Annotated in this window: 20 protein-coding genes; 5 read left to right on the forward strand and 15 right to left on the reverse strand. The window is 71.3% G+C overall.

Features of this window, described 5'->3' with window-relative positions; genetic code table 11:
• The first annotated feature begins 48 nt into the window (after positions 1-48).
• Positions 49-1,281 (forward strand): IS701 family transposase, encoded by a 1,233-nt coding sequence (locus OHT74_RS18285; RefSeq protein ID WP_266665486.1) that lies wholly within the window; start codon positions 49-51, stop codon positions 1,279-1,281.
• Between the two features lie 103 nt (positions 1,282-1,384).
• Here OHT74_RS18285 and fbaA read toward each other — a convergent pair whose 3' ends face one another.
• The 7 genes from fbaA to OHT74_RS18320 form a co-directional block, all read right to left on the reverse strand.
• Positions 1,385-2,407: a class II fructose-bisphosphate aldolase gene (fbaA, locus tag OHT74_RS18290; RefSeq protein ID WP_266665488.1), complete on the reverse strand. Its 1,023-nt coding sequence runs from the start codon at positions 2,405-2,407 to the stop codon at positions 1,385-1,387.
• 235 nt (positions 2,408-2,642) lie between these two features.
• Complete coding sequence (gene pyrE, locus OHT74_RS18295; RefSeq protein WP_266665490.1) at positions 2,643-3,182, reverse strand: orotate phosphoribosyltransferase; 540 nt, start codon at positions 3,180-3,182, stop codon at positions 2,643-2,645.
• A gap of 10 nt (positions 3,183-3,192) precedes the next feature.
• Positions 3,193-4,002 carry an aldose epimerase family protein gene (locus OHT74_RS18300; protein ID WP_266996073.1) on the reverse strand — a complete coding sequence of 270 codons (810 nt, stop codon included), beginning with the start codon at positions 4,000-4,002 and terminating at the stop codon, positions 3,193-3,195.
• A 35-nt stretch (positions 4,003-4,037) separates the two neighbouring features.
• The gene (locus tag OHT74_RS18305) at positions 4,038-4,922 is read right to left on the reverse strand and encodes an SRPBCC family protein (RefSeq protein WP_328620779.1); all 885 of its coding nucleotides are present in this window, start codon (positions 4,920-4,922) and stop codon (positions 4,038-4,040) included.
• A 47-nt stretch (positions 4,923-4,969) separates the two neighbouring features.
• The gene (locus OHT74_RS18310) at positions 4,970-6,610 is read right to left on the reverse strand and encodes a polyamine aminopropyltransferase (protein ID WP_328620780.1); all 1,641 of its coding nucleotides are present in this window, start codon (positions 6,608-6,610) and stop codon (positions 4,970-4,972) included.
• A 139-nt stretch (positions 6,611-6,749) separates the two neighbouring features.
• Positions 6,750-7,292, reverse strand: a complete 543-nt coding sequence (locus OHT74_RS18315) for a DUF2617 family protein (protein WP_266665498.1) — start codon at positions 7,290-7,292, stop codon at positions 6,750-6,752.
• 333 nt (positions 7,293-7,625) lie between these two features.
• Entirely contained in the window at positions 7,626-7,865 is a 240-nt protein-coding gene (locus OHT74_RS18320; RefSeq protein WP_328620781.1) for a hypothetical protein, read from the reverse strand.
• A 121-nt stretch (positions 7,866-7,986) separates the two neighbouring features.
• Between OHT74_RS18320 and OHT74_RS18325 the strand changes: the two genes are divergently transcribed.
• Positions 7,987-9,177: a pyridoxal phosphate-dependent aminotransferase gene (locus OHT74_RS18325; protein WP_328620782.1), complete on the forward strand. Its 1,191-nt coding sequence runs from the start codon at positions 7,987-7,989 to the stop codon at positions 9,175-9,177.
• Between the two features lie 95 nt (positions 9,178-9,272).
• Entirely contained in the window at positions 9,273-10,481 is a 1,209-nt protein-coding gene (locus OHT74_RS18330) for a hypothetical protein (RefSeq protein ID WP_328620783.1), read from the forward strand.
• Between the two features lie 13 nt (positions 10,482-10,494).
• Here OHT74_RS18330 and OHT74_RS18335 read toward each other — a convergent pair whose 3' ends face one another.
• Together OHT74_RS18335 and clpB are read right to left on the reverse strand one after the other, a co-directional pair.
• Entirely contained in the window at positions 10,495-11,037 is a 543-nt protein-coding gene (locus OHT74_RS18335; protein ID WP_266627182.1) for a YbjN domain-containing protein, read from the reverse strand.
• Positions 11,038-11,248: 211 nt separating this feature from the next.
• On the reverse strand, positions 11,249-13,849 hold the full coding sequence (gene clpB, locus OHT74_RS18340; RefSeq protein ID WP_266665504.1) for an ATP-dependent chaperone ClpB: 2,601 nt from the start codon (positions 13,847-13,849) through the stop codon (positions 11,249-11,251).
• A 144-nt stretch (positions 13,850-13,993) separates the two neighbouring features.
• Between clpB and OHT74_RS18345 the strand changes: the two genes are divergently transcribed.
• A complete protein-coding gene (locus OHT74_RS18345) occupies positions 13,994-14,407 on the forward strand; it encodes a pyridoxamine 5'-phosphate oxidase family protein (RefSeq protein ID WP_266665506.1) in 414 nt (137 codons plus the stop codon).
• 142 nt (positions 14,408-14,549) lie between these two features.
• On the opposite strand, the gene OHT74_RS18350 is transcribed toward OHT74_RS18345, so the two are convergent.
• The gene (locus tag OHT74_RS18350) at positions 14,550-14,864 is read right to left on the reverse strand and encodes a hypothetical protein (protein ID WP_030152895.1); all 315 of its coding nucleotides are present in this window, start codon (positions 14,862-14,864) and stop codon (positions 14,550-14,552) included.
• The gene (locus tag OHT74_RS18355; protein WP_266665510.1) at positions 14,861-15,088 is read right to left on the reverse strand and encodes a hypothetical protein; all 228 of its coding nucleotides are present in this window, start codon (positions 15,086-15,088) and stop codon (positions 14,861-14,863) included. The genes OHT74_RS18350 and OHT74_RS18355 overlap by 4 nt, the downstream gene beginning before the upstream one ends.
• 102 nt (positions 15,089-15,190) lie before the next feature.
• Between OHT74_RS18355 and OHT74_RS18360 the strand changes: the two genes are divergently transcribed.
• Positions 15,191-16,204: a helix-turn-helix transcriptional regulator gene (locus OHT74_RS18360; protein WP_078987796.1), complete on the forward strand. Its 1,014-nt coding sequence runs from the start codon at positions 15,191-15,193 to the stop codon at positions 16,202-16,204.
• A 97-nt stretch (positions 16,205-16,301) separates the two neighbouring features.
• Here OHT74_RS18360 and OHT74_RS18365 read toward each other — a convergent pair whose 3' ends face one another.
• From OHT74_RS18365 to dnaK, 4 genes are read right to left on the reverse strand one after another with little or no spacing between them, the layout of a single operon-like run.
• On the reverse strand, positions 16,302-16,772 hold the full coding sequence (locus OHT74_RS18365) for a heat shock protein transcriptional repressor HspR (RefSeq protein ID WP_266665514.1): 471 nt from the start codon (positions 16,770-16,772) through the stop codon (positions 16,302-16,304).
• 1 nt (position 16,773) lies between these two features.
• The gene (dnaJ, locus tag OHT74_RS18370; RefSeq protein ID WP_328620784.1) at positions 16,774-17,955 is read right to left on the reverse strand and encodes a molecular chaperone DnaJ; all 1,182 of its coding nucleotides are present in this window, start codon (positions 17,953-17,955) and stop codon (positions 16,774-16,776) included.
• 39 nt (positions 17,956-17,994) lie between these two features.
• The gene (gene grpE, locus OHT74_RS18375) at positions 17,995-18,672 is read right to left on the reverse strand and encodes a nucleotide exchange factor GrpE (protein WP_266665518.1); all 678 of its coding nucleotides are present in this window, start codon (positions 18,670-18,672) and stop codon (positions 17,995-17,997) included.
• Positions 18,672-20,516 (reverse strand): molecular chaperone DnaK, encoded by a 1,845-nt coding sequence (gene dnaK, locus OHT74_RS18380; protein WP_266665520.1) that lies wholly within the window; start codon positions 20,514-20,516, stop codon positions 18,672-18,674. The genes grpE and dnaK overlap by 1 nt, the downstream gene beginning before the upstream one ends.
• Positions 20,517-20,526 lie beyond the last annotated feature (10 nt).

Here is a 20,526-nt window from a genome sequence, read left to right on the forward strand (position 1 = left end):
AGGGGGCCGCGGGCGGACGGTAGGGGGGCCATCGACGAAGGGGGAGTCGTGAACACCACCATCAGCAGCGCGAGCAGCAGTACGTACCAGGGTGTCCGGGCGGGACGACGGAAGCTCGCGGACGAGGCCGTCGAGGAGCTGTGCGCGGCGGTGTTCACGTCTCTGCGGCGCAAGGACCAGCGGGAGCGGGGACGCCAGTACGTACGCGGGCTGCTGGCGGCAGAGGGCCGCAAGTCGATCCGCAACATCGCGCAGCAGCTGGGGTCGGGGGCCGGCGCCACGGCGGCGGAGCAGAGCCTGCACCACTTCATCGCGGCGTCGACGTGGGACTGGCAGCCGATCCGCGCGGCCCTGGCGCAGTACCTGGGGCAGGCGGCTCCGCTCAACGTGTGGGTCGCGCAGCCGATGGCGATCCCGAAGGGCGGGGAGCACTCGGTGGGGGCGGGGCACCGCTTCGACCCGCACCGGGGCCAGATGTTCCGCGGGCAGCAGGCGTTCGGGATGTGGTTCACGTCGCCGGGGGTGGTCACGCCGGTGGGATGGCGGCTGTTCCTCGGCGAGGAGCCGGAAGCCGCGCAGACCGAGTCGTACGAGGGCTACGAGGAGTGCGCGGTGACGGGCGTGCTCGACACCCTGCGGGAGTCGGGCCTGGAGCCGCGGCCGGTGGTGCTGGACATCCGGGACATCGCGACGCGGGCCACCCTGAACCGGTTCGCCGAGGCGCGGGTGCCGGTGGTGGGGCGGATCAGCCCCGAGGCGCGGCTGCTGGTGACGGACCCGCGGCTGCCGGGCTTCGGCGCGGGGACGCTCGCCGCGCGGGACATCCTGCAGAACGTCAGGGGGCTGCGGATGCCGGTGGAGTGGGCTGCTCCCGACGCTCCGGGGGCACGGCGGACCTCGCTGGTGGCGGCGGTCCGGGTGATGGTGCCGGATCCGGCTCCGGGGCGGCGGCGCGAGGTGCTGCTGTTCGGCGAGTGGGAGTCGGCCCGGCGGCTGCCGACGCAGTTGTGGGTCACGGACATGGTGCGGACGGATCCGGGGGCGCTGGTGCGGATGACGAAGACGGCGCACCGGGTGTCGGCCGCGGCCGGCCTCAGCGTGCAGGAGATCGGGCTCCGGGACTTCTCCGGCCGTTCCCTGCCGGGCTGGCACCGGCACGTGACCCTGGCGTCGGTGGCCCACGCCGCCCGCAGCCTGGAGCCGGCGGCCCCTCCGGTTCCCGCACGGCACAGCCTGGTCCGCCGCCCGCGCCCCCACCACCCGACCCTGGCCACCCGCTGACGAAGGGCCCGGCCCACCGTCGCAGGACGGTGGGCCGGGCCCTTCGGCACAACAGGTGGAGCAGGTGGAGCGGGTGGAGCGGGTGGAGCGGGTGGAGCGGGTACTACTTCAGCTTCGTGCCCGTCGAGCGCAGGTTCGCGCACGCCTCGGTGACGCGCTTGGCCATGCTCGCCTCGGCGAGCTTGCCCCAGGTGCGCGGGTCGTAGGTGGACTTCTTGCCGACCTCGCCGTCGACCTTCAGGACACCGTCGTAGTTGCGGAACATGTGGTCCGCGACCGGGCGGGTGAAGGCGTACTGGGTGTCGGTGTCGAGGTTCATCTTCACGACGCCGTTCTCCAGCGCGGTGGCGATCTCCTGCTCGGAGGAGCCGGAGCCGCCGTGGAAGACGAAGTCGAACGGGCTGCTCTTGCCGTACTTCTCGCCGACACCCTGCTGCAGGTCCTTCAGCAGCTCGGGACGCAGGACCACGTTGCCCGGCTTGTAGACGCCGTGCACGTTGCCGAAGGAGGCGGCGAGCAGGTAGCGGCCCTTCTCACCCAGGCCCAGGGCCTCGGCGGTGCGGATCGCGTCGTCGACGGTGGTGTACAGCTCGTCGTTGATCTCGTGGGTGACGCCGTCCTCCTCGCCACCGGTCGGGGTGATCTCGACCTCGAGGATGATCTTCGCGGCGGCGGCCTTGGCGAGCAGCTCCTGGCCGATGGCCAGGTTGTCGGCCAGGGTCTCGGCGGAGCCGTCCCACATGTGCGACTGGAAGAGCGGGTTCAGACCCTTGGCCACACGCTCGGCGGAGACCTCGAGCAGCGGGCGGACGTATCCGTCCAGCTTGTCCTTGGGGCAGTGGTCGGTGTGCAGCGCGACGGTGACGTCGTACTTCGCCGCCACGATGTGCGCGAACTCGGCCAGGGCGACCGCGCCCGTGACCATGTCCTTCTTGTACTGGCCACCCAGGAACTCCGCACCACCGGTGGAGATCTGGATGATGCCGTCGCTCTCGGCCTCCGCGAAGCCGCGCAGTGCAGCGTGCAGGGTCTGGGTCGAGGTCACGTTGATCGCCGGGTAGGCAAACTTGCCTGCCTTCGCCCGGTCGAGCATCTCGTTGTAGACCTCGGGGGTTGCGATGGGCATCTGTCCGCTCCTTGGATGTGCGGGGAGTGTGCGATTGCTGGCCCTGACCTGGGGGCGACGTAACCGTCGGGCTCATCCTTCCAGACTCTGCGCGACACTCCACCCGTGCCGGCTCGACCGTTTCACGTGAAACATTCGGTCCGGCCGGGAAAGAGCAGGTCAGGACCTGTGCCCGGAGCCCTGGGGACCTGAGTCACCAGTTCTCCGGGGGGCCAGAATGCGAGATCAGGCGGGATCAGGCCAGGTCGAGGTCGGCGAGCCGGTAGCCGGTGAGGTAGGGCAGGCCCGCCTCGGCGATGGCGTCCGCGGCCCCGCGGTCCACGATCGTGGCGACGGCGACGACCTCGCCGCCGGCCTCGCGGACGGCCTCGACGGCGGTCAGCGGGGACCCGCCGGTGGTCGAGGTGTCCTCGACGACCAGGCAGCGCTTGCCCTTCACGTCGGTGCCCTCGATACGGCGCTGCATGCCGTGGGCCTTCTGCGCCTTGCGGACGACGAAGGCGTCGAGGCGTCCCCCGCGCGCGGCGGAGGCGTGGAGCATCGAGGTCGCGACCGGGTCGGCGCCCAGGGTCAGACCGCCGACGCAGTCGAAGTCCAGGTCGGCGGTGAGGTCGAGCATGACCTGGCCGACCATCGGGGCCGCCTCGCCGTCCAGGGTGATCCGGCGGAGGTCGATGTAGTAGTCGGCCTCCTTGCCGGAGGAGAGGGTCACCTTGCCGTGCACGACGGCCTTGTCCTTGATCTGCTGCAGAAGCGCATCGCGTACGTCACTCATGGCCCCGAGCTTAGTTGTGCACGGACCCGGGCCGGGACAGCCGCCGCCAGGTCCACGTCGTGGAGATCTCCAGCGGGTCCACGGGGCTGACCAGGCGCGGCAGGGTGTTCAGCCCGTTCGGCGGGCCGGACTGCGGCTCCACGCAGACGGCCTCGGGCTGCTCGTCGTACACGACCACCCATTCCGCCCGGCTGCTGATCTTCAGTTCGAGCGCGCCGGGCCAGGTCAGGGTGGCCTCGACGCCTTCCGGCATGCCGAAGCAGTCGTCCCGGGGGCCGGGCAGGGGGTCGATGCGCTTGCCGGTGGGCAGGTGGTCGGCGCCGCGCTCCTCCTGCCAGGCGGGTGCGAAGTCGAGGCGTACGTCCTCCCCGCCGGCGCCGAGGTTGCGGCGGAACCAGGGGTGCCAGCCCGCCTGGGCCGGGAAGGAGTCCCCGTACGTCTCGACGCCCAGGGTGAGGGTCAGCGAGTCGGGGCCCAGCTCGACGATCTGCGTGACCCGGCCCGGGTACGGCCAGGGCTCGGCGAGGTCGTACGTGAACGCCGCCTCGGCGGCGGTGACGCGGGCGGGGCGCCAGGGCGCGTCGCGGCCGAAGCCGTGGATGGCGTGCGGCGGCTGGTTGATCGGCAGCTGGTGGACGACGGCCCCGTCCTGGAACCGCCCGTTCGCCGTGCGCCCGCACCACGGCACCATCGGGAAGCATCCGTAGTGGGAGCCTTGACGGAGCAGCTCCGTGCCGTCGATGCGCAGGCTGCTGATCCGGCAGCCGTTCTCCTGGTCGACGGTCACCTCGGCGCCGCCTGCGCTCAGTTGCGTACTCATGCGGCCGACTCTAACGAGGGACGAGGCAGGAGGGGTCAGCGGCGGCGGCGCAGGGCCCGGCCGACCACGACCGCCGAGGCCAGCGCCAGGGCGGCGGCCGGGGCGATCCAGCGCAGGTTCGCGCCGGCGCCGGCGGTCGCGGGGGCCGGTACCGGGGCGTAGCGGCCGCGCGGGGGTGCGTGGTCCACTTCCTCGGCGCTGCGGCCGATCATGGTGCGGCGGGCGTGGGCGGCCTCGGCGGGGGGCTGCGCGGCAGCGCCGAACCCGTCGATCTCCCCGGTCTCGCCGCTCTCGCCGCCCTCCCCGATCCGGCCGAAGTCCGGGAGGCCCTCGAAGTCGCCGTCCATGAAGGGGTCCAGGGACGGTGGCGGCACGTCGGTGTCGAAGACGGAGGCCGTGACCTCCGTGACGCCGCCGTCCTCCTCGTCGGGTGCATCGCCCTCCGCCTCCTCGGCCTCGGCGATGACGTCGGTCACCGGCTCCGCCGCTTCGGCCGCCAGCGCCGCGAGCTGTTCGGCGGCCCGGTCCAGGAGCCGCTGGACGGCGGTCGCGGTGGCCTCCGGGGGGAAGGCGGCGGCCCGCCCGTCGACGGCGGCCTCGGCGGTGAACCCCAGCCGGGTCCCTTCGTCCACCGGGGTCAGCAGCAGCGCCAGCGACAGCTTGACGGTCCCGCTGCCGCGGATCTCCGTACCCTCACCGGCGACGGTGAAGACGTACGGATCCCGTTCGGTGACGGACAGGGCCCCGCGGTAGGTGACGGTGTTCCCGCCGACCCGCAGCTTGAGGCGGCCCGACACGGGCCCGGACGCGGCGTCGGCGTCCTGCTGGAGCCCGGGTACGCAGCGGGCCACCCGGGCGGGGTCGCGCAGCACGGCGCGGAGGTCGTCTGCCGGTACCGGAACGAACACCTGATGCTCCATGTGGTCGAGCCTACCGACGAGAGACCCTCCCGCACCCGGTCCGGCGCTTACGAATACCGCGGGTGCGGGAGCGTCGAGGGCGCCAGGCCCGCCACCCGGGTGCGCTCGGCGTCGCGCGCGGCGTCCCGCAGGGACTGCGTGGACAGCGAGCGCGGCCACGGCGTGTCGCGGTTCACGCGCAGCTCGGGGACCTGGTCCCGGGCGGCGAGTACGAGGCCCCAGTCCTGCGGCGGCGCGTCGGTCGTGCCGAGGCTGCGGTCGGGCCCGGCGGCGAAGCCGGAGAGCCGGCCGCCCGCGCTGTAGGGCGCGGTGCGCAGGCCGGCCGCGCGCAACGTCGCCTCGACCGTCCAGTACGTGCGCGGGCGCGTGGCCAGCGGTCCGGCGTGCACGGCGAGCCGCCCGCCGGGGCGCAGGGCCCGGGCGGCGAGCCCGTAGAACTCCTGCGAGTACAGCTTCGTGCTGGGCGTGATGCCCGGGTCGGGGAGGTCGGAGACGATGACGTCGTACCGGTCCCGGGCGGCCGGCCCCCGCAGCCAGCGGAACGCGTCCTGCGTGACGACCCCGAGGCGCGGGTCCTCGTACGCCCGGCCGTTGAGCGCGGACAGCATCGGGTCGGTGCGGGCGAGGCGGACCACGCCGGGGTCGAGCTCGACGACGGTGACGGAGGCGACGTCGCGGTAGCGCAGCACCTCGCGCGCCGCGAGCCCGTCGCCGCCGCCGAGGACCAGGACCCGGCTGTGCGGGCCTGTCATCGCGGGGTGCACGAGGGCCTCGTGGTAGCGGTACTCGTCGTAGCCGCTGACCCGCAGCCGGCCGTCGAGGAACAGGTCGAGGGCGCGCGGGGAGCCGGTGGCGGGGCCGGTCAGCACGAGCTCCTGGACGCCGGTCTGCTGCGCGACCCGGACCTCGGCGCCGTACACGGCGCGCCGGGCGACCCGCTCGAAGTCGTCGGCGAGGACGGTCGCGCAGGCGAGCACGGCCAGCACGGTGACGTTCGCGGCGATGAGCAGCCAGCGGGAGCGCCGGCTCAGGTCGCGGCGGAACAGCCACAGGACGAGGCCCGCGCCGACGACCGCGTTGACGGTGCCGGTCAGCATGGCGCCGGTCAGCTGGCCGAGCACCGGCAGCAGCAGGAACGGGAAGGCCAGCCCGCCGACCAGGGCGCCCACGTAGTCGGCGGCGAACAGGTCTGCGACGGCGCCGCCCGCGTCCTGCCTGCGGATCCGCTGGATCAGGACCATCAGCAGCGGGATCTCGGCGCCGATGAGCACGCCGATCGCGAAGGAGAAGGCCACGAGGGCGGGCCGGGACTCGCCCAGCCACGCGAAGCTCGCGTACAGCGCCATCGCCGAGAGCCCGCCGAGCAGGGCGAGGCCCGCCTCGATGACGGCGAATCCGAACGCGGGCCGTCTGCGAAGCCGTTTGGCCAGCAGGGAGCCGACCCCCATCGCGAAGACCATGACGGACAGCACGACGGACGCCTGCGTGACGGAATCGCCGATGAGGTAGGAGCCGAGGGCGAGCAGCTCCAGTTCGTACACGAGCCCGCAGGCGGCGCAGACGAACACGGTGGCCAGGACGAGGAGTCGGCCGGTCCGGGGCCGTACGGGCAGGGCGGCCGGGAGGGTCGCCACGCCCCTCGGCTCCGGAGCCGGGAGCACCCGGCGCGGGACGGAACGGTCGATCATGAAGCGAACGGTACGTCACCGCCCACTCGCACCCCGTCACCCACATGAGTGTAAGTGGCGTACGGTTCCAGCCAGTTGGCGTAACCGCGTGGGGACGTCCGCGGCGCCCGCGCCCCGGAACGCCCAGCCCAGTCCCGCACTACCGTGCGGCGGACTCCAGGGCGCCCCCGGGTGCGCCCATGCGCCCGCCGACCCTCGTACGAGTGGCCACCAACTGGCCTTCCTGTGGGTACGCGTGCCAGGTCCGCCAGCGCACCTGGCCTTCGTGGCGCTGCGCGAGCATGGCGGTGAAGGCGTGCGGGCTCCCGGGAAAGGTTCCGGCCAATCCGTTCGGGTGATCCGCGACCAGCGCCAGCAGCTCCTGCGCACGTCCCGCGAAGGAGCCCTGCGACAGGGTCTCGACCCGCGCGGCGAACTCGTACTCCCAGTCCCCCATCCGCTTGGCCACGCCCAGCGGCAGCGGCGTACTGCTGCCGGGCATGCAGGCGACCGTCTCCGAGCAGAGCACCCGGCCCTCCTCCAGGAGCACCTGGTGCGAGGCTCCGAGCAGGCGCAACTCGACCTTCGCGCCCGCCAGTTCGAGGTTCAGTACGGCCAGGGCGGGCAGTCGGTCCCGACCCAGGGCCCAGGCGAGATCGGCGGCACGCGTGTCGGTGTAGGTGGTCTGGAGGGTCGTGAGCATGAGTCGGCTCCGCAAACGCGCGAGGGAGAGGGGCCGGGGCCCGCCAGCGGTAGTCAACGGGTGGGGGGACACCGGCACGGGTCCACAGGAAGTCCAGGGAGGTCCGAGGACTGGTCTACTCAACCGAGGGAATCATGAAAGGCACGGCACTCACAGCGTTTTTACCCAACTTGATTGGGTTTACATCCCCCCGGGGGCTACACAGTTCACGTGTTCAGCCACACGCGTCCCGCGCGTCGCTCGGCGAGGGACCAGGGAGTTCGAACATGAGGGCGCCCGACGGAAATGAGAACCGCCGGACGCCCCGACGCACGCGGCGCCAGCTGCCCCGTGTCAGCTGGAACCGCAACCTCCGCCGCCGCCGCAGGAGGACGATCCTCCACCGCACGACGAGGAGGAACCGCAGGAGGAGCCGCCCCCGCACGAGCTGGAAGACCCGCCGCCGTTCGCCCACCACGACGACCGGGAGCCCGAGCCGGAATCGGCCCCGGTGAAGGCGCGGACCACCTTCCGCACCAGGAGCACGAAGCCCAGGACGACCAGCGCCACGAACACCAAAGCGAAGACAGACATGACACCCAACCCCCGTTCACGTTCACGTTCATCGCCCCGGTCCCCCGGGGTGTGAAGGGGGGATGCCCGCACGCCACCCGGGCCAAAGCACACTTGAGCAAGTCCAGAGGTTCCCCGCAGGATGGCGCCCATGAGCGCACCCGTGGGCGGCAGCCGCCCCCTCCTGAACCGCCGCCTGGCGTCCTTCGGTACGACGATCTTCGCGGAGATGTCGGCCCTGGCCGCCTCCACCGGGTCGATCAACCTCGGCCAGGGCTTCCCCGACACGGACGGCCCCGCCGAGATCGCCGAGGCGGCCTCCCGCGCCGTGCTCTCGGGCCGGGGCAACCAGTACCCGCCTGGCCCCGGCATCCCGGAGCTGCGCACCGCGATCGCCCGGCACCAGCAGCGGTTCTACGGCCTGGCCTACGACCCGGACACGGAGGTCCTGGTCACCGCCGGCGCGACGGAGGCCATCGCCGCCTCGCTGCTCGCCCTGCTCGAACCGGGCGACGAGGTCATCGCCCTGGAGCCGTACTACGACTCGTACGCGGCCTGCATCGCGATGGCCGGCGCCACCCGCGTGCCGGTCACCCTGCGCCCGGACGCCGGAGCCTTCACGCTCGACCTCGACGAACTGCGCGCCGCGGTCACCCCCCGCACCCGGCTGCTCCTGCTGAACACCCCGCACAACCCGACGGGCACGGTCCTGACCCCGGCCGAGCTCGCGGCGATCGCGGAACTGGCGGTGGAGCGGAACCTCCTCGTCGTCACGGACGAGGTCTACGAACACCTCGTCTTCGAGGGCGCCCACGTCCCGCTGGCCTCGCTGCCCGGCATGCGCGAGCGCACGGTCACCATCAGCTCGGCCGGCAAGACGTTCTCCTTCACGGGCTGGAAGGTCGGCTGGATCACCGCCCCGCCGGAGCTCGTCTCGGCGGTCCGCTCGGCGAAGCAGTTCCTGACGTACGTCTCCTCGGGGCCCTTCCAGTACGCCATCGCCGAGGCCCTGTACCTCCCCGACAGCTACTACGAGGGCTTCCGCGCCGACCTGGCCGCCAAGCGCGACATCCTCGCCGACGGCCTCGCGGCGGCCGGCTTCGAGGTCTTCCGCCCCCGGGGCACGTACTTCATCACCACGGACATCGCCCCGCTCGGCGAGAAGGACGGCCTCGCCTTCTGCCGCGCCCTCCCGGAACGCTGCGGCGTCGTCGCCATCCCCAACCAGGTCTTCTACGACCACCGGTCCGCAGGAGCCACCCAGGTCCGCTGGGCCTTCTGCAAGAAGACCGAGGTCCTCGAAGAGGCCGCCGCGCGCCTGCGGCGGCTCTGAGGCGGGGGCTCATCGGGGGGACGCCTCCGGGCCGGGCTGATTTCACCGGAGATTCCGGGGGCATTCACGCCCTGCCGCAGGTGGTGAGCTTTAGGGTGCCCGAGGCTCTCCTCGTCGGGATGGGCGTACGCACGCAGCGCGGGAAGACGGGGTTCATGACGGCGACGGGCAGTACGTCGGTTTCCGTGCGGCCGCAGGAGCTCCGGACCGGCAGGGTGCCCGCCGCCCTCGTCGCGCTCGGGGTGTTCGCCGCCGTCCGGGCCGGCGGGGCGCTGGTGCTCACCGTCGGGGCGTGGTGGGCCGGGCGGAGCCCCGTCCGCGTACTCGGGCACTCCTGGGACTCCGTCTGGTACCTCGGCATCGCCGTGCACGGCTACGGCCGCACCCAGATGTGGGCCGGGTCCGGGCTGGTGCAGAGCGACTACGCCTTCTTCCCGCTGTACCCGCTGCTCGTCCGGCTGGCCGGAGCCACCCCCTGGGCCGGGCTCCTCGTCGCCTGGACCGCCGCCGCGGTGGCAGCCGTCGGGGTGTACCGGGTCGGGGAGCTGGTGCTCGGCCCGCGCGTCGGGGTGCTGCTGGTGGCGCTGTGGGCGGCGAGCCCGCACGCGGTGGTGCTCACCCTCGCCTACACCGAGCCGCTGCTGGCCGCGCTCGCCGCCTGGGCCCTGTACACCGTGCTGCGCGGGCGCTGGCTGTGGGCCGCGGGCCTCGCCGTGCTCGCCGGGCTGACCCGCCCGACCGGGATCGCCGTCGCCGCCGCCGTGTCCGCCATCGCCCTGCACGCGCTGCTCGTCCGCAGATCCCGCGCGCCCGAGGTGTGGGCGGCCGCACTGCTGGCCCCGGCGGGCTGGGCGGCGTACGTCCTCGCCGTCGGGATACGCACGGGGGATCCGGCCGGGTACTTCACCGTGCAGCGGCGCTGGGGCTCCCGCTTCGACTTCGGCTCGTACACGACGGGCACCGTCTGGCGGGTCCTGACCGGGGGGCACGTACCCCTCGCCACCGTCGTGACCGTGGCCGTGCTGGCCGCGGCCGGGCTCCTGGCCGTACTCCTGCTGCTCGACCGGATGCCGCCGGCGCTGCTCGTGTACACGGCCGTACTGCTGCTGATCACCTACGGCGGGGCCGGCTACTTCGAGTCGAAGCCGCGCTTCCTGCTGCCGGCGTTCCCGCTGCTCCTGCCGGTCGCCGCCGCAATGGCGCGAGCCCGGCCGCGCTCCGCGGTCGTGGTGACCGCGGGGCTGGCCGGGCTCTCGTACGGCTACGGGCTGTACCTGCTGCTGATCGCCCGCGTGCCGCTGTGACGGGTGGCGACGACTAGTTGTCGTCGTCCCCGTCCTTCTCGTCACCGTCGGTGGAGTCGATCTCCTTCTCCAGTCCGAGCTGCTCCACGAGCCACTTGTCGAACTCGATGGAGGCACGGACCCAGCTGACCGTGGAGGAAACGAAGTGCTCCAGGTTGACGCCGGTGCCGATCAGCATCTGCGCCTCGCCGATCAGGCGGACGGAGCCGTCGTCGTGCGTGTGGCTGTAGACCTTCGGCCACAGGGTGCGGCGGTTCCAGTCGTCGATCGACTCGAGGAGCTGGGGCTTGTCCTCGATCGCGTGCGGACGATCGTAGAAGGTCCGCACCGAGAAGACCTGCTGCTCGTCCTCGCCGCGGAACATGAAGTACGTACGGAACTCCTCCCACGGCGCCGCGAGGTCACCCTCGTCGTCGACGACGTACTTGAGCTCCATCTGCTCCAGCAGCTGCTTGACCAGATCCTGGTCGGGGACGACGGGGCCCGCCGGTCCTGTGGCCTGCGGATCGGGCTGCTGCCCTCCGAAGTTCGGAATCGAGGCCGGGTCGATGCTCACCGTGATTTCCCTTCGTGCGGATGATGTCATCCTCCCCCATGGCTCCCACCCCCTGTCCACCCCCGCACCTACGATCCGCGCAGGGCGGACAGGAGTAAACCGCCGATAAGGCCGACAGGGGGACGTATGGCAGGACGCAGCGGCATGCGGCGGGTGAGGGCCCCGGGCGCGGCCGCGCAGGCCGCCGCAGCCCGGGGCTCCCGGGCGGACCTCAGAGGGCCTTGCCGACGATGAGGTCCTCGCCGGCCACGTCGACCCGTACGGTGTCGCCGTCGCGGACCTCGCCCGCCAGGATCTCCTTGGCCAGGCGGTCGCCGATCGCCGTCTGGATCAGGCGGCGCAGCGGGCGGGCGCCGTACGCCGGGTCGTTGCCCTTGTCCGCCAGCCAGGCCAGGGCGTCGGGGGTGACGTCCAGGGTCAGGCGGCGCTCCGCCAGGCGCTTGGCGAGGCTGCCGATCTGGAGCTCGGCGATCCTCGCCAGCTCCTGCTCGTTCAGCGCGGAGAAGACCACCAGGTCGTCGAGGCGGTTGAGGAATTCCGGCTTGAAGGAGGCCCGGACCACTTCCAGGACCCGGTCGCGCTTCTCCTCCGCCGAGCTCACCGGATCCATCAGGAACTGGCTGCCCAGGTTCGAGGTCAGGATCAGGATCGTGTTGCGGAAGTCCACCGTGCGGCCCTGGCCGTCCGTGAGGCGCCCGTCGTCCAGGACCTGGAGCAGGATGTCGAAGACCTCGGGGTGGGCCTTCTCGACCTCGTCCAGGAGCACCACGGAGTACGGGCGGCGGCGTACGGCCTCGGTGAGCTGGCCGCCCTCCTCGTAGCCGACGTACCCGGGCGGGGCGCCGACCAGGCGGGCCACGCTGTGCTTCTCGGAGTACTCCGACATGTCGATGCGGACCATGGCCCGCTCGTCGTCGAAGAGGAAGTCCGCGAGGGCCTTGGCCAGCTCCGTCTTGCCCACGCCCGTCGGGCCCAGGAAGAGGAACGAGCCGGTCGGGCGGTCCGGGTCCGCGATCCCGGCCCGGGTGCGGCGTACGGCGTCCGAGACGGCCCGTACGGCCTCGCCCTGGCCGATCAGGCGGCGGCCCAGCTCGTCCTCCATGCGCAGCAGCTTCTGCGTCTCCCCTTCGAGGAGACGGCCCGCCGGGATGCCCGTCCAGGCGCCGACCACGTCCGCGATGTCGTCGGGGCCGACCTCGTCCTTGACCATGGTGCCCTTTGAGGTTCCGGTCTTGGAGGCTTCTTCCTCCTCCTCGGTGGCCTCGGCCAGCTCGCGCTCCAGCGTCGGGATCTCCCCGTAGAGCAGCTTGGAGGCGGTGTCGAAGTCGCCGTCGCGCTGTGCGCGCTCGGCCTGGCCGCGCAGGTCGTCCAAACGCTCCTTCAGCTCGCCGACGCGGTTGAGGGACTGCTTCTCCTTCTCCCAGCGGGCGGTCAGGCCCCGCAGGTCCTCCTCCCGGTCCGCCAGGTCCTTGCGGATCTTCTCCAGGCGCTCGATCGAGGCCGGGTCGGACTCGTTCTTCAGCGCCAGCTCCTCCATCCGCAGGCGGTCGACCGAGCGCTGCAGCTCGTCGATCTCCAGCGGCGAGGAGTCGATCTCCATGCGGAGGCGGGACGCGGCCTCGTCGACCAGGTCGATGGCCTTGTCGGGGAGGAAGCGGGAGGTGATGTACCGGTCGGAGAGGGTCGCGGCGGCCACCAGCGCGCTGTCGTTGATGACGACCTTGTGGTGCGCCTCGTAGCGCCCCTTGAGCCCGCGCAGGATCGCGATGGTGTCCTCGACGGACGGCTCGGCGACCAGCACCTGCTGGAAGCGCCGCTCCAGCGCCGGGTCCTTCTCGATCCGCTCGCGGTACTCGTCGAGCGTGGTCGCGCCGACCATCCGCAGCTCGCCGCGGGCCAGCATGGGCTTGAGCATGTTGCCCGCGTCCATGGCCGAATCGCCGCCGGCGCCCGCGCCGACGACGGTGTGCAGCTCGTCGATGAAGGTGATGATCTGGCCGTCGCTGGACTTGATCTCTGCGAGGACCGTCTTCAGCCGCTCCTCGAACTCGCCGCGGTACTTCGCGCCCGCGACCATCGCGCCCAGGTCGAGGGAGACCAGCCGCTTGTTCTTGAGGGACTCGGGGACGTCGCCCTTCACGATGCGCTGCGCGAGGCCCTCGACGACGGCCGTCTTGCCGACGCCGGGCTCGCCGATGAGCACCGGGTTGTTCTTCGTACGGCGCGACAGGACCTGGACGACGCGCCGGATCTCCTGGTCGCGGCCGATGACGGGGTCGAGCTTGCCCTCACGCGCGGCCGCCGTGAAGTCCGTGCCGAACTTCTCGAGGGCCTTGTACTGGCCCTCGGGATCGGGGGTGGTCACCCGCCGTCCTCCTCGTGCGTTCTCGAAGGCGTCCAGCAGCTTCTTCGCCGTCGCGCCCTGGGTGGAAAGGACCTCACCGGCCGCGCCGCCCTTGGCGGCGATCGCGATGAGGAGGTGTTCGGTGGAGAGGTACTCGTCGCCGAGCTTCCCGGCCTGCTGGTCGGCCTCGGCGAGTACGGCGAGCAGCTCGCGGGTGGGCTGCGGGGGCGCGACCGTGGAGCCGGTGACGCTGGGCAGGGCCGCCAGCAGCCGCTCGGCGCCGTTCCGGACCGCCGCCTGGTCGGCCTCGGTGGCCGCGAGGAGGTCGGTGATGTTCTCGTTGTCCTCGCCGGCGAGCAGGGCCAGCAGCAGGTGCGCCGGGGTCAGATCCGCGTGGCCGTCCTTCACGGCCCGGCTGGTGGCCGCGTTCAGGGCGTCCCGGCTCTTGTTGGTCAGCTCGGCATCCACGTGCGACTTCTCCTCTCAGACAGGTCAGACACAGGCTTTGGGTCTCTCGCTCTTCGAGTCTCGCTCTTTGACTATGGCAGCGTGCGCAAAGTTGAGTCTATTCCACTCAAGGGCAGTATCGGCGCCCTCCCGTACCCTCGGGCCATGGCTCTTGACGTACTCAACCCGACGCCCGAGTACCTCGCCTTCTGGCGGGAGCGGCACGTCTGCACGCTGACCACACCGCGCCCCGACGGGACCCCGCACGTGGTGCCGGTGGGCGTCACGTACGACCCGGAGGCCGGCCTGGCCCGGGTGATCAGCAACAAGAACAGCAAGAAGATCCGCAACGTGCTGGCGGCCCAGGGGACGGAGCAGGGCCCGGCCCGGGTGGCGGTGTGCCAGATGGCAGGACGCCGCTGGGCGACTCTGGAGGGGCACGCGGTGATCCGTACGGACGAGGCCTCGGTCGCCGAGGCGGTGGCGCGCTACGCGGAGCGCTACGGGCGGACGCCCTCGCCCAACCCGGACCGGGTCGTCATGGAGATCGCCCTCGACCGGGCGATGGGCCGCGCCTGAACCGAAAACAGTTCAGCTTTCACCTTGTCCGGTTCAGGGACTGGACGCGGACATCACAACGGCGCCATCGTGGTCAGGTCCACGATGGCGCCGTTGTGTGGGGGAAGCACCTGGAGCGATCTGCAACGACGGGGGAATCGCTTCAGGCACTGCGGGGGGTGGCGGTGGTGATATCGGGTTCGAAGAGCTGGTGGTCGCGCTGATCAAGGTTGACGAAGACCATTCCGTAGCGCACCTCGCAGCGGACGGGCTGCGGCGCGCCGCGGGGGCGGCGCAGGCACCGGTACGCCCGGACGTCCTCGTCCTCCTCGCGCGTGATGACGATGGGCTGTCCGAACAGGGTGACCATCAACGAGTCGCCGGCGTGGGGGATGGCCGTGGCGAGGTCGATGAACTGCCAGCCGGAGCGGTAGGCAGAGGCCATTTCGCGACGGAATCCGCGGTCGTCGGGGGTCATACCGCGGTCTCCCCGGCAAGGGTGCCGGCATCGGCGTCGACGGGGGCCGAGCGCCATCCGCTGTCCATCGGTGCCGCGCGCCATCCGCTGTCCTCGAGCGGTGCCGCCCGCAGGCCTGCGGCACCCCCTTCGGCGCCCCCCAGGGTGACCCCCGCAAGTCCCAGACCGGCCACAGCCGAGAAGATGACGGTGGCAAGCGCCGAGCGAAGCATTCTCTTGTTCATGGTCGGCTTCGTCCTCACTTGATGAAATCCTCTCCCCCGCCTGTCAGACGATGGCTCATTCAGGCACATCACTGCCACAGGGACGATGCATCATGTTCTTGCATGTTCAGGACCCTGGGGGGTGGAGATTTGACCATAAACAGAACAAAAGCGACACATCCCCACTCGGTCACGGAGCTGTGCAGCGAGGGGGCACGGCTCTACACGAGCGCGCTGCGGACCGGACGTATCGCACGTGGGGACGTCAAAACGGCACCTTGCCTGCTCGATCTGGCGTTGTTGCAGCCAGACCCTGATGACGCCAATTCGCTCCGTCCGGTTCCACCGGCGGTGGCACTCGCACAGCGGCTGCATCCGATCGAACGGGAAATCCGCGACAGACGCCGGGATTCTCTCGAACTGTCCGAGGCTTTCGAGCCGTTTCTCGCCATCAGTGCGCAGAATCCGGCAAGCACCCACGCCATCACCGTGCTCGAAGGCTTCGACCCCATCAACGCGGCCCTCAACCTCGCCACCGCCGAGTGCCACACCGAGATGCTCACCATCCAGCCCGGCGGCGCCCGCCCCAGCCTCGAGCTCACGGAGGCCCTGGAGCGCGACCAGCCGCTGACCGACCGCGGTGTCCGGATCCGGACCCTCTACCAGCACACCGTCCGGCACAGCCGCGGCACGCTCGCGTACGTCGACCTCCTCAAGGCGGGCAAGGTCGAGGTGCGCACGCTGGAGGAGCTCTTCGAGCGCCTCATCATCTTCGACCGGACCGTCGCCTTCATCCCGGCCAGCGACGACCGCCAGGTCGCCCTGGAGCTGCGCCACCCGGGCCTGGTCGACTACCTCATCAAGGTGTTCGAGCAGCTGTGGCACCGCGCTGTGCCCCTCCAGGAGGAAGTCACGTACCAGCACACCCGCGGCGGCATCTCGGGCGTGCAGCGCACCATCGCGCAGCTCCTCATCGAGGGCCACGTGGACGAGGCCATCGCCCGCCGGCTGGGCATGAACGTACGGACCTGCCGCGCGCACATCGCGAAGCTCGCCAGCACCCTCGGCAGCGGCAGCCGCGCCCAACTCGGCTTCCTCATCGCCCGCTCCGGGATCCTCGAGGACGAGGGCGACTGAAACGCACCGGAACGCGCCAGGCCCCGCCCGGGGATCCCGGGCGGGGCCTGTGCGTGCATGCAGGGCTTGCGCGTCGTGCAGCCGGAGGAAGCCGAGGTCAGTCGCTCTGGCGCTTCGGCGCGGGGCGCCAGACGACCAGGGCGTTGCCCGGTACCGGCGGCTGGTACTTGACCAGATCTCGCCGGTACGAGGCGTGCACCTGGGCCTCGCGCTGCTGGAGCACGGCCGCCGCGCCGTCCACCGCCGCCGCGAGCTCGGCCACGCGCTGCTGGAGCGCGGCGACCTGGTTCTCCAGCTCGATGATCCGCTTGATGCCGGCCAGGTTGATGCCCTCGTCCTGGGACAGCGCCTGCACCGTGCGGAGCAGTTCGATGTCGCGGGCCGAGTAGCGCCGGCCGCGGCCAGCCGTCCGGTCCGGAGAGACCAGGCCGAGACGGTCGTACTGGCGCAGGGTCTGCGGATGCAGGCCCGAGAGCTGGGCGGCCACCGAGATCACGTAGACCGGGGTCTCGTCGGTCAGTTCGTACGCCCCGTTGCCGAACCGGGGCGGTCGTCGGCGGCCGTCCATGTCATGCTCCCTTCGCGGACTCGAACAGCACGGCGCGCGGGTCCTCCGACTCCGTCGCGTCGCGGTACATCTCCAGCGCCTCGCGGGCCTTGTCCGACAGCGAGGCCGGAACAGCGACCTCCACCGTCACCAGCAGGTCCCCGCGGCTGCCGTCCTTGCGGACCGCTCCCTTGCCGCGGGCCCGCATCGTGCGGCCGCTGGGGGTGCCCGGCGGGAGCTTCAGCGTCACCGAGGGGCCGTTCAAGGTCGGGACCTTGATGTCGGCGCCCAGGGCGGCCTCGGCGATCGTCACCGGGACGGTGACCGTCAGGTTGTCGTCCTTGCGGCCGAACACCGGGTGGCTGTCCACGTGGACGACCACGTAGAGGTCGCCGGCGGGACCGCCGCGCTCGCCCGGAGCGCCCTTGCCGCGCAACCGGATCCGCTGGCTGTCGGAGACGCCCGCCGGGATCCGGACCTGCATGGTGCGGGAGGACTTGGCCCGCCCGCTGCCCTTGCAGACGTCGCAGGGGGTCTCCGCGATCAGGCCGCGGCCCTTGCAGTCGGCGCACGGGTCGGTCAGCGAGAAGCCACCGCCGCTGCCCCGCGAGACCTGGCCGGTGCCGACGCAGGTCGGGCACACGCGCGGCGTGCCGTTCTTGTCGCCGGTGCCCGAACAGGCCTTGCAGGGCGCCTGGGAGGACATCCGGAGCGGGACCGTGGCCCCGTCCACCGCCTCCGTGAAGGAGAGGGTGACCTCCGACTCGATGTCCTGGCCGCGGCGCGGCTGGACACGCGTACCGGGGCCCGCGCCGCCGCGGTTGAACAGTCCGCCGAAGACGTCGCCCAGACCGCCGCCGCCGAACCCGCCGCCCGCGCCGCCACCCGGCTGGGTGCCGCCGAAGAGGTCGCCCAGGTCGAAGTTGAACGAGCCGCCCCCGCCGGGACCGGGGCGGAAGCCGCCGTTCCCGAACAGGGCGCGGGCCTCGTCGTACTCCTTGCGCTTCTTGGCGTCGCCGAGGATGTCGTTCGCCTCGGAGATCTCCTTGAAGCGCTCCTCGGCCGAGGCGTCGCCCTTGTTGGCGTCCGGGTGGAACTCGCGCGCGAGCTTCCGGTACGCCTTCTTGATCTCGGCCTCGGTGGCGTCCTTCGGGACACCGAGGACCTTGTAGTAGTCCTTCTCGACGAAGTCCTTCGTGCTCATCCCCGGTGGCCCTCCTCTCGTTCCTCTACGTGTACTGCGTCAGCCCTTTTCGGGGGCATCCGTGTCCTTGTCGGACGGTGCTTCGCCCTCCGAGGACTCGGACTTGGCGGCCGGGGCCGCGCCCGGCTGGGGCTCGGCCACCGCGACCCGCGCGGGGCGGATCGTACGCTCGCCGATCCGGTAGCCCGGCTGCAGGATCGCCACGCAGGTGTCCTCGGTGACATCCGGCGCGTACGAGTGCATCAGGGCCTCGTGGATCGTCGGGTCGAAGGGCTCGCCCTCCTTGCCGAACTGCTGCAGGCCCATCTTGGCCGCCGCGGTCTCCAGCGATTCGGCCACCGACTTGAAGCCGCCGACCAGCTCGCCATGGTCCCGCGCCCGGCCGATGTCGTCCAGGGTCGGGAGCAGTTCCGTCAGGAGGGACGCGACCGCGATCTCCTTGACGGCGATCCGGTCCCGCTCCACCCGGCGGCGGTAGTTCTGGTACTCCGCCTGGAGCCGCTGGAGGTCCGCGGTGCGCTCGCCGAGCGCGGTACGGGTCTGGTCCAGCTGCGCCAGGAGAGCCGTCTCCTGAGCGGACGGTGCTCCGGAGTCCCCGGCCGGGGCCGCGGCCTCCTCCTCGGAGGAAGCTGCGGCCTTCGGCTCGGCGGCGTCGTCAGGCGTGGCGCCGGCGGGGACTTCGGGCTTCTCGTCGAAACCCGGGGTCTCCTCCGACATCAGGCAGCGCCGCCCTTCGGCTTGTCCTCGTCGACGATCTCGGCGTCGACGACGTCGTCCTCGGGCTTGGCCTGCTGGCCCTCGCCGCCGCCGGCTGCGCCCTGGGCGGCCTGCGCGTCGGCGTAGATGGCCTGGCCGAGCTTCTGGCTGACCGCGGCGAGCTTCTCGGTCGCGGTGCGGATCGCGGCCGTGTCCTCGCCCTTGAGGGTCTCCTTCAGCTCGGAGACGGCGGCCTCGACCTCGGTCTTGACCTCGGCCGGGACCTTGTCCTCGTTGTCCTTGACGAACTTCTCCGTCTGGTAGACGAGCTGCTCGCCCTGGTTGCGGGACTCGGCCGCCTCCTTGCGGCGCAGGTCCTCGTCCGCGTACTGCTCCGCCTCCTGGCGCATGCGGTCGACCTCGTCCTTGCCGAGCGAGGAGCCGCCGGTGACGGTCATCTTCTGCTCCTTGCCCGTGCCAAGGTCCTTGGCCGTGACGTGCATGATGCCGTTCGCGTCGATGTCGAAGGAGACCTCGATCTGCGGGACGCCACGCGGGGCCGGCGGCAGGCCGGTCAGCTCGAACATGCCGAGCTTCTTGTTGTACGCCGCGATCTCGCGCTCACCCTGGTAGACCTGGATCTGCACGGACGGCTGGTTGTCCTCGGCCGTCGTGAAGATCTCGGACCGCTTGGTCGGGATCGTGGTGTTGCGCTCGATGAGCTTGGTCATGATGCCGCCCTTGGTCTCGATACCGAGGGACAGCGGGGTCACGTCGAGGAGCAGGACGTCCTTGACCTCACCCTTGAGGACACCGGCCTGGAGGGTGGCGCCGATGGCGACGACCTCGTCCGGGTTGACGCCCTTGTTCGCGTCCTGACCGCCGGTGAGCTCCTTGACGAGCTCGGCGACGGCCGGCATGCGGGTGGAGCCGCCGACCAGGACCACGTGGTCGATCTCGGACAGCTGGATGCCGGCGTCCTTGATGACGTTGTGGAACGGGGTCTTGCAGCGGTCCAGGAGGTCCGCGGTCAGCTGCTGGAACTGGGCGCGCGTGAGCTTCTCGTCCAGGTGCAGCGGGCCCTCGGCGGAAGCCGTGATGTAGGGCAGGTTGATCGTGGTCTCCGTGGAGGAGGACAGCTCGATCTTCGCCTTCTCGGCGGCCTCGCGCAGACGCTGGAGCGCCATCTTGTCCTTGGAGAGGTCCACGCCGTGGCCGTTGGCGAACTGCTTCACCAGGTAGTCGACGACGCGCTGGTCCCAGTCGTCACCACCGAGGTGGTTGTCACCGTTGGTGGCCTTGACCTCGACGACGCCGTCGCCGATCTCGAGGAGCGACACGTCGAAGGTGCCGCCACCGAGGTCGAAGACGAGAATGGTCTGGTCGTCCTTGTCCAGGCCGTAGGCCAGGGCGGCGGCGGTCGGCTCGTTGACGATGCGCAGGACGTTCAGACCCGCGATCTCGCCGGCTTCCTTCGTCGCCTGACGCTCGGAGTCGTTGAAGTAGGCCGGGACGGTGATGACCGCGTCCGTGACCTTCTCACCCAGGTAGGCCTCGGCGTCGCGCTTCAGCTTCTGCAGGATGAAGGCGCTCATCTGCTGCGGGTTGAAGTCCTTGCCATCCAGGTTGATCTTCCAGTCAGTGCCCATGTGGCGCTTGACGGAGCGGATGGTGCGGTCAACGTTCGTGACCGCCTGGCGCTTGGCCACCTCGCCGACGAGGACCTCGCCGTTCTTGGCGAAGGCGACGACGGACGGCGTGGTCCTGGCGCCCTCGGCGTTGGTGATGACGGTGGGCTCGCCGCCTTCCAGAACGCTGACGACGGAGTTAGTGGTGCCCAGGTCGATGCCGACCGCACGTGCCATTTTAATTTCC

Source organism: Streptomyces sp. NBC_00354, assembly GCF_036106915.1.
In the GTDB taxonomy this organism is placed as follows: Bacteria; Actinomycetota; Actinomycetes; order Streptomycetales; family Streptomycetaceae; genus Streptomyces.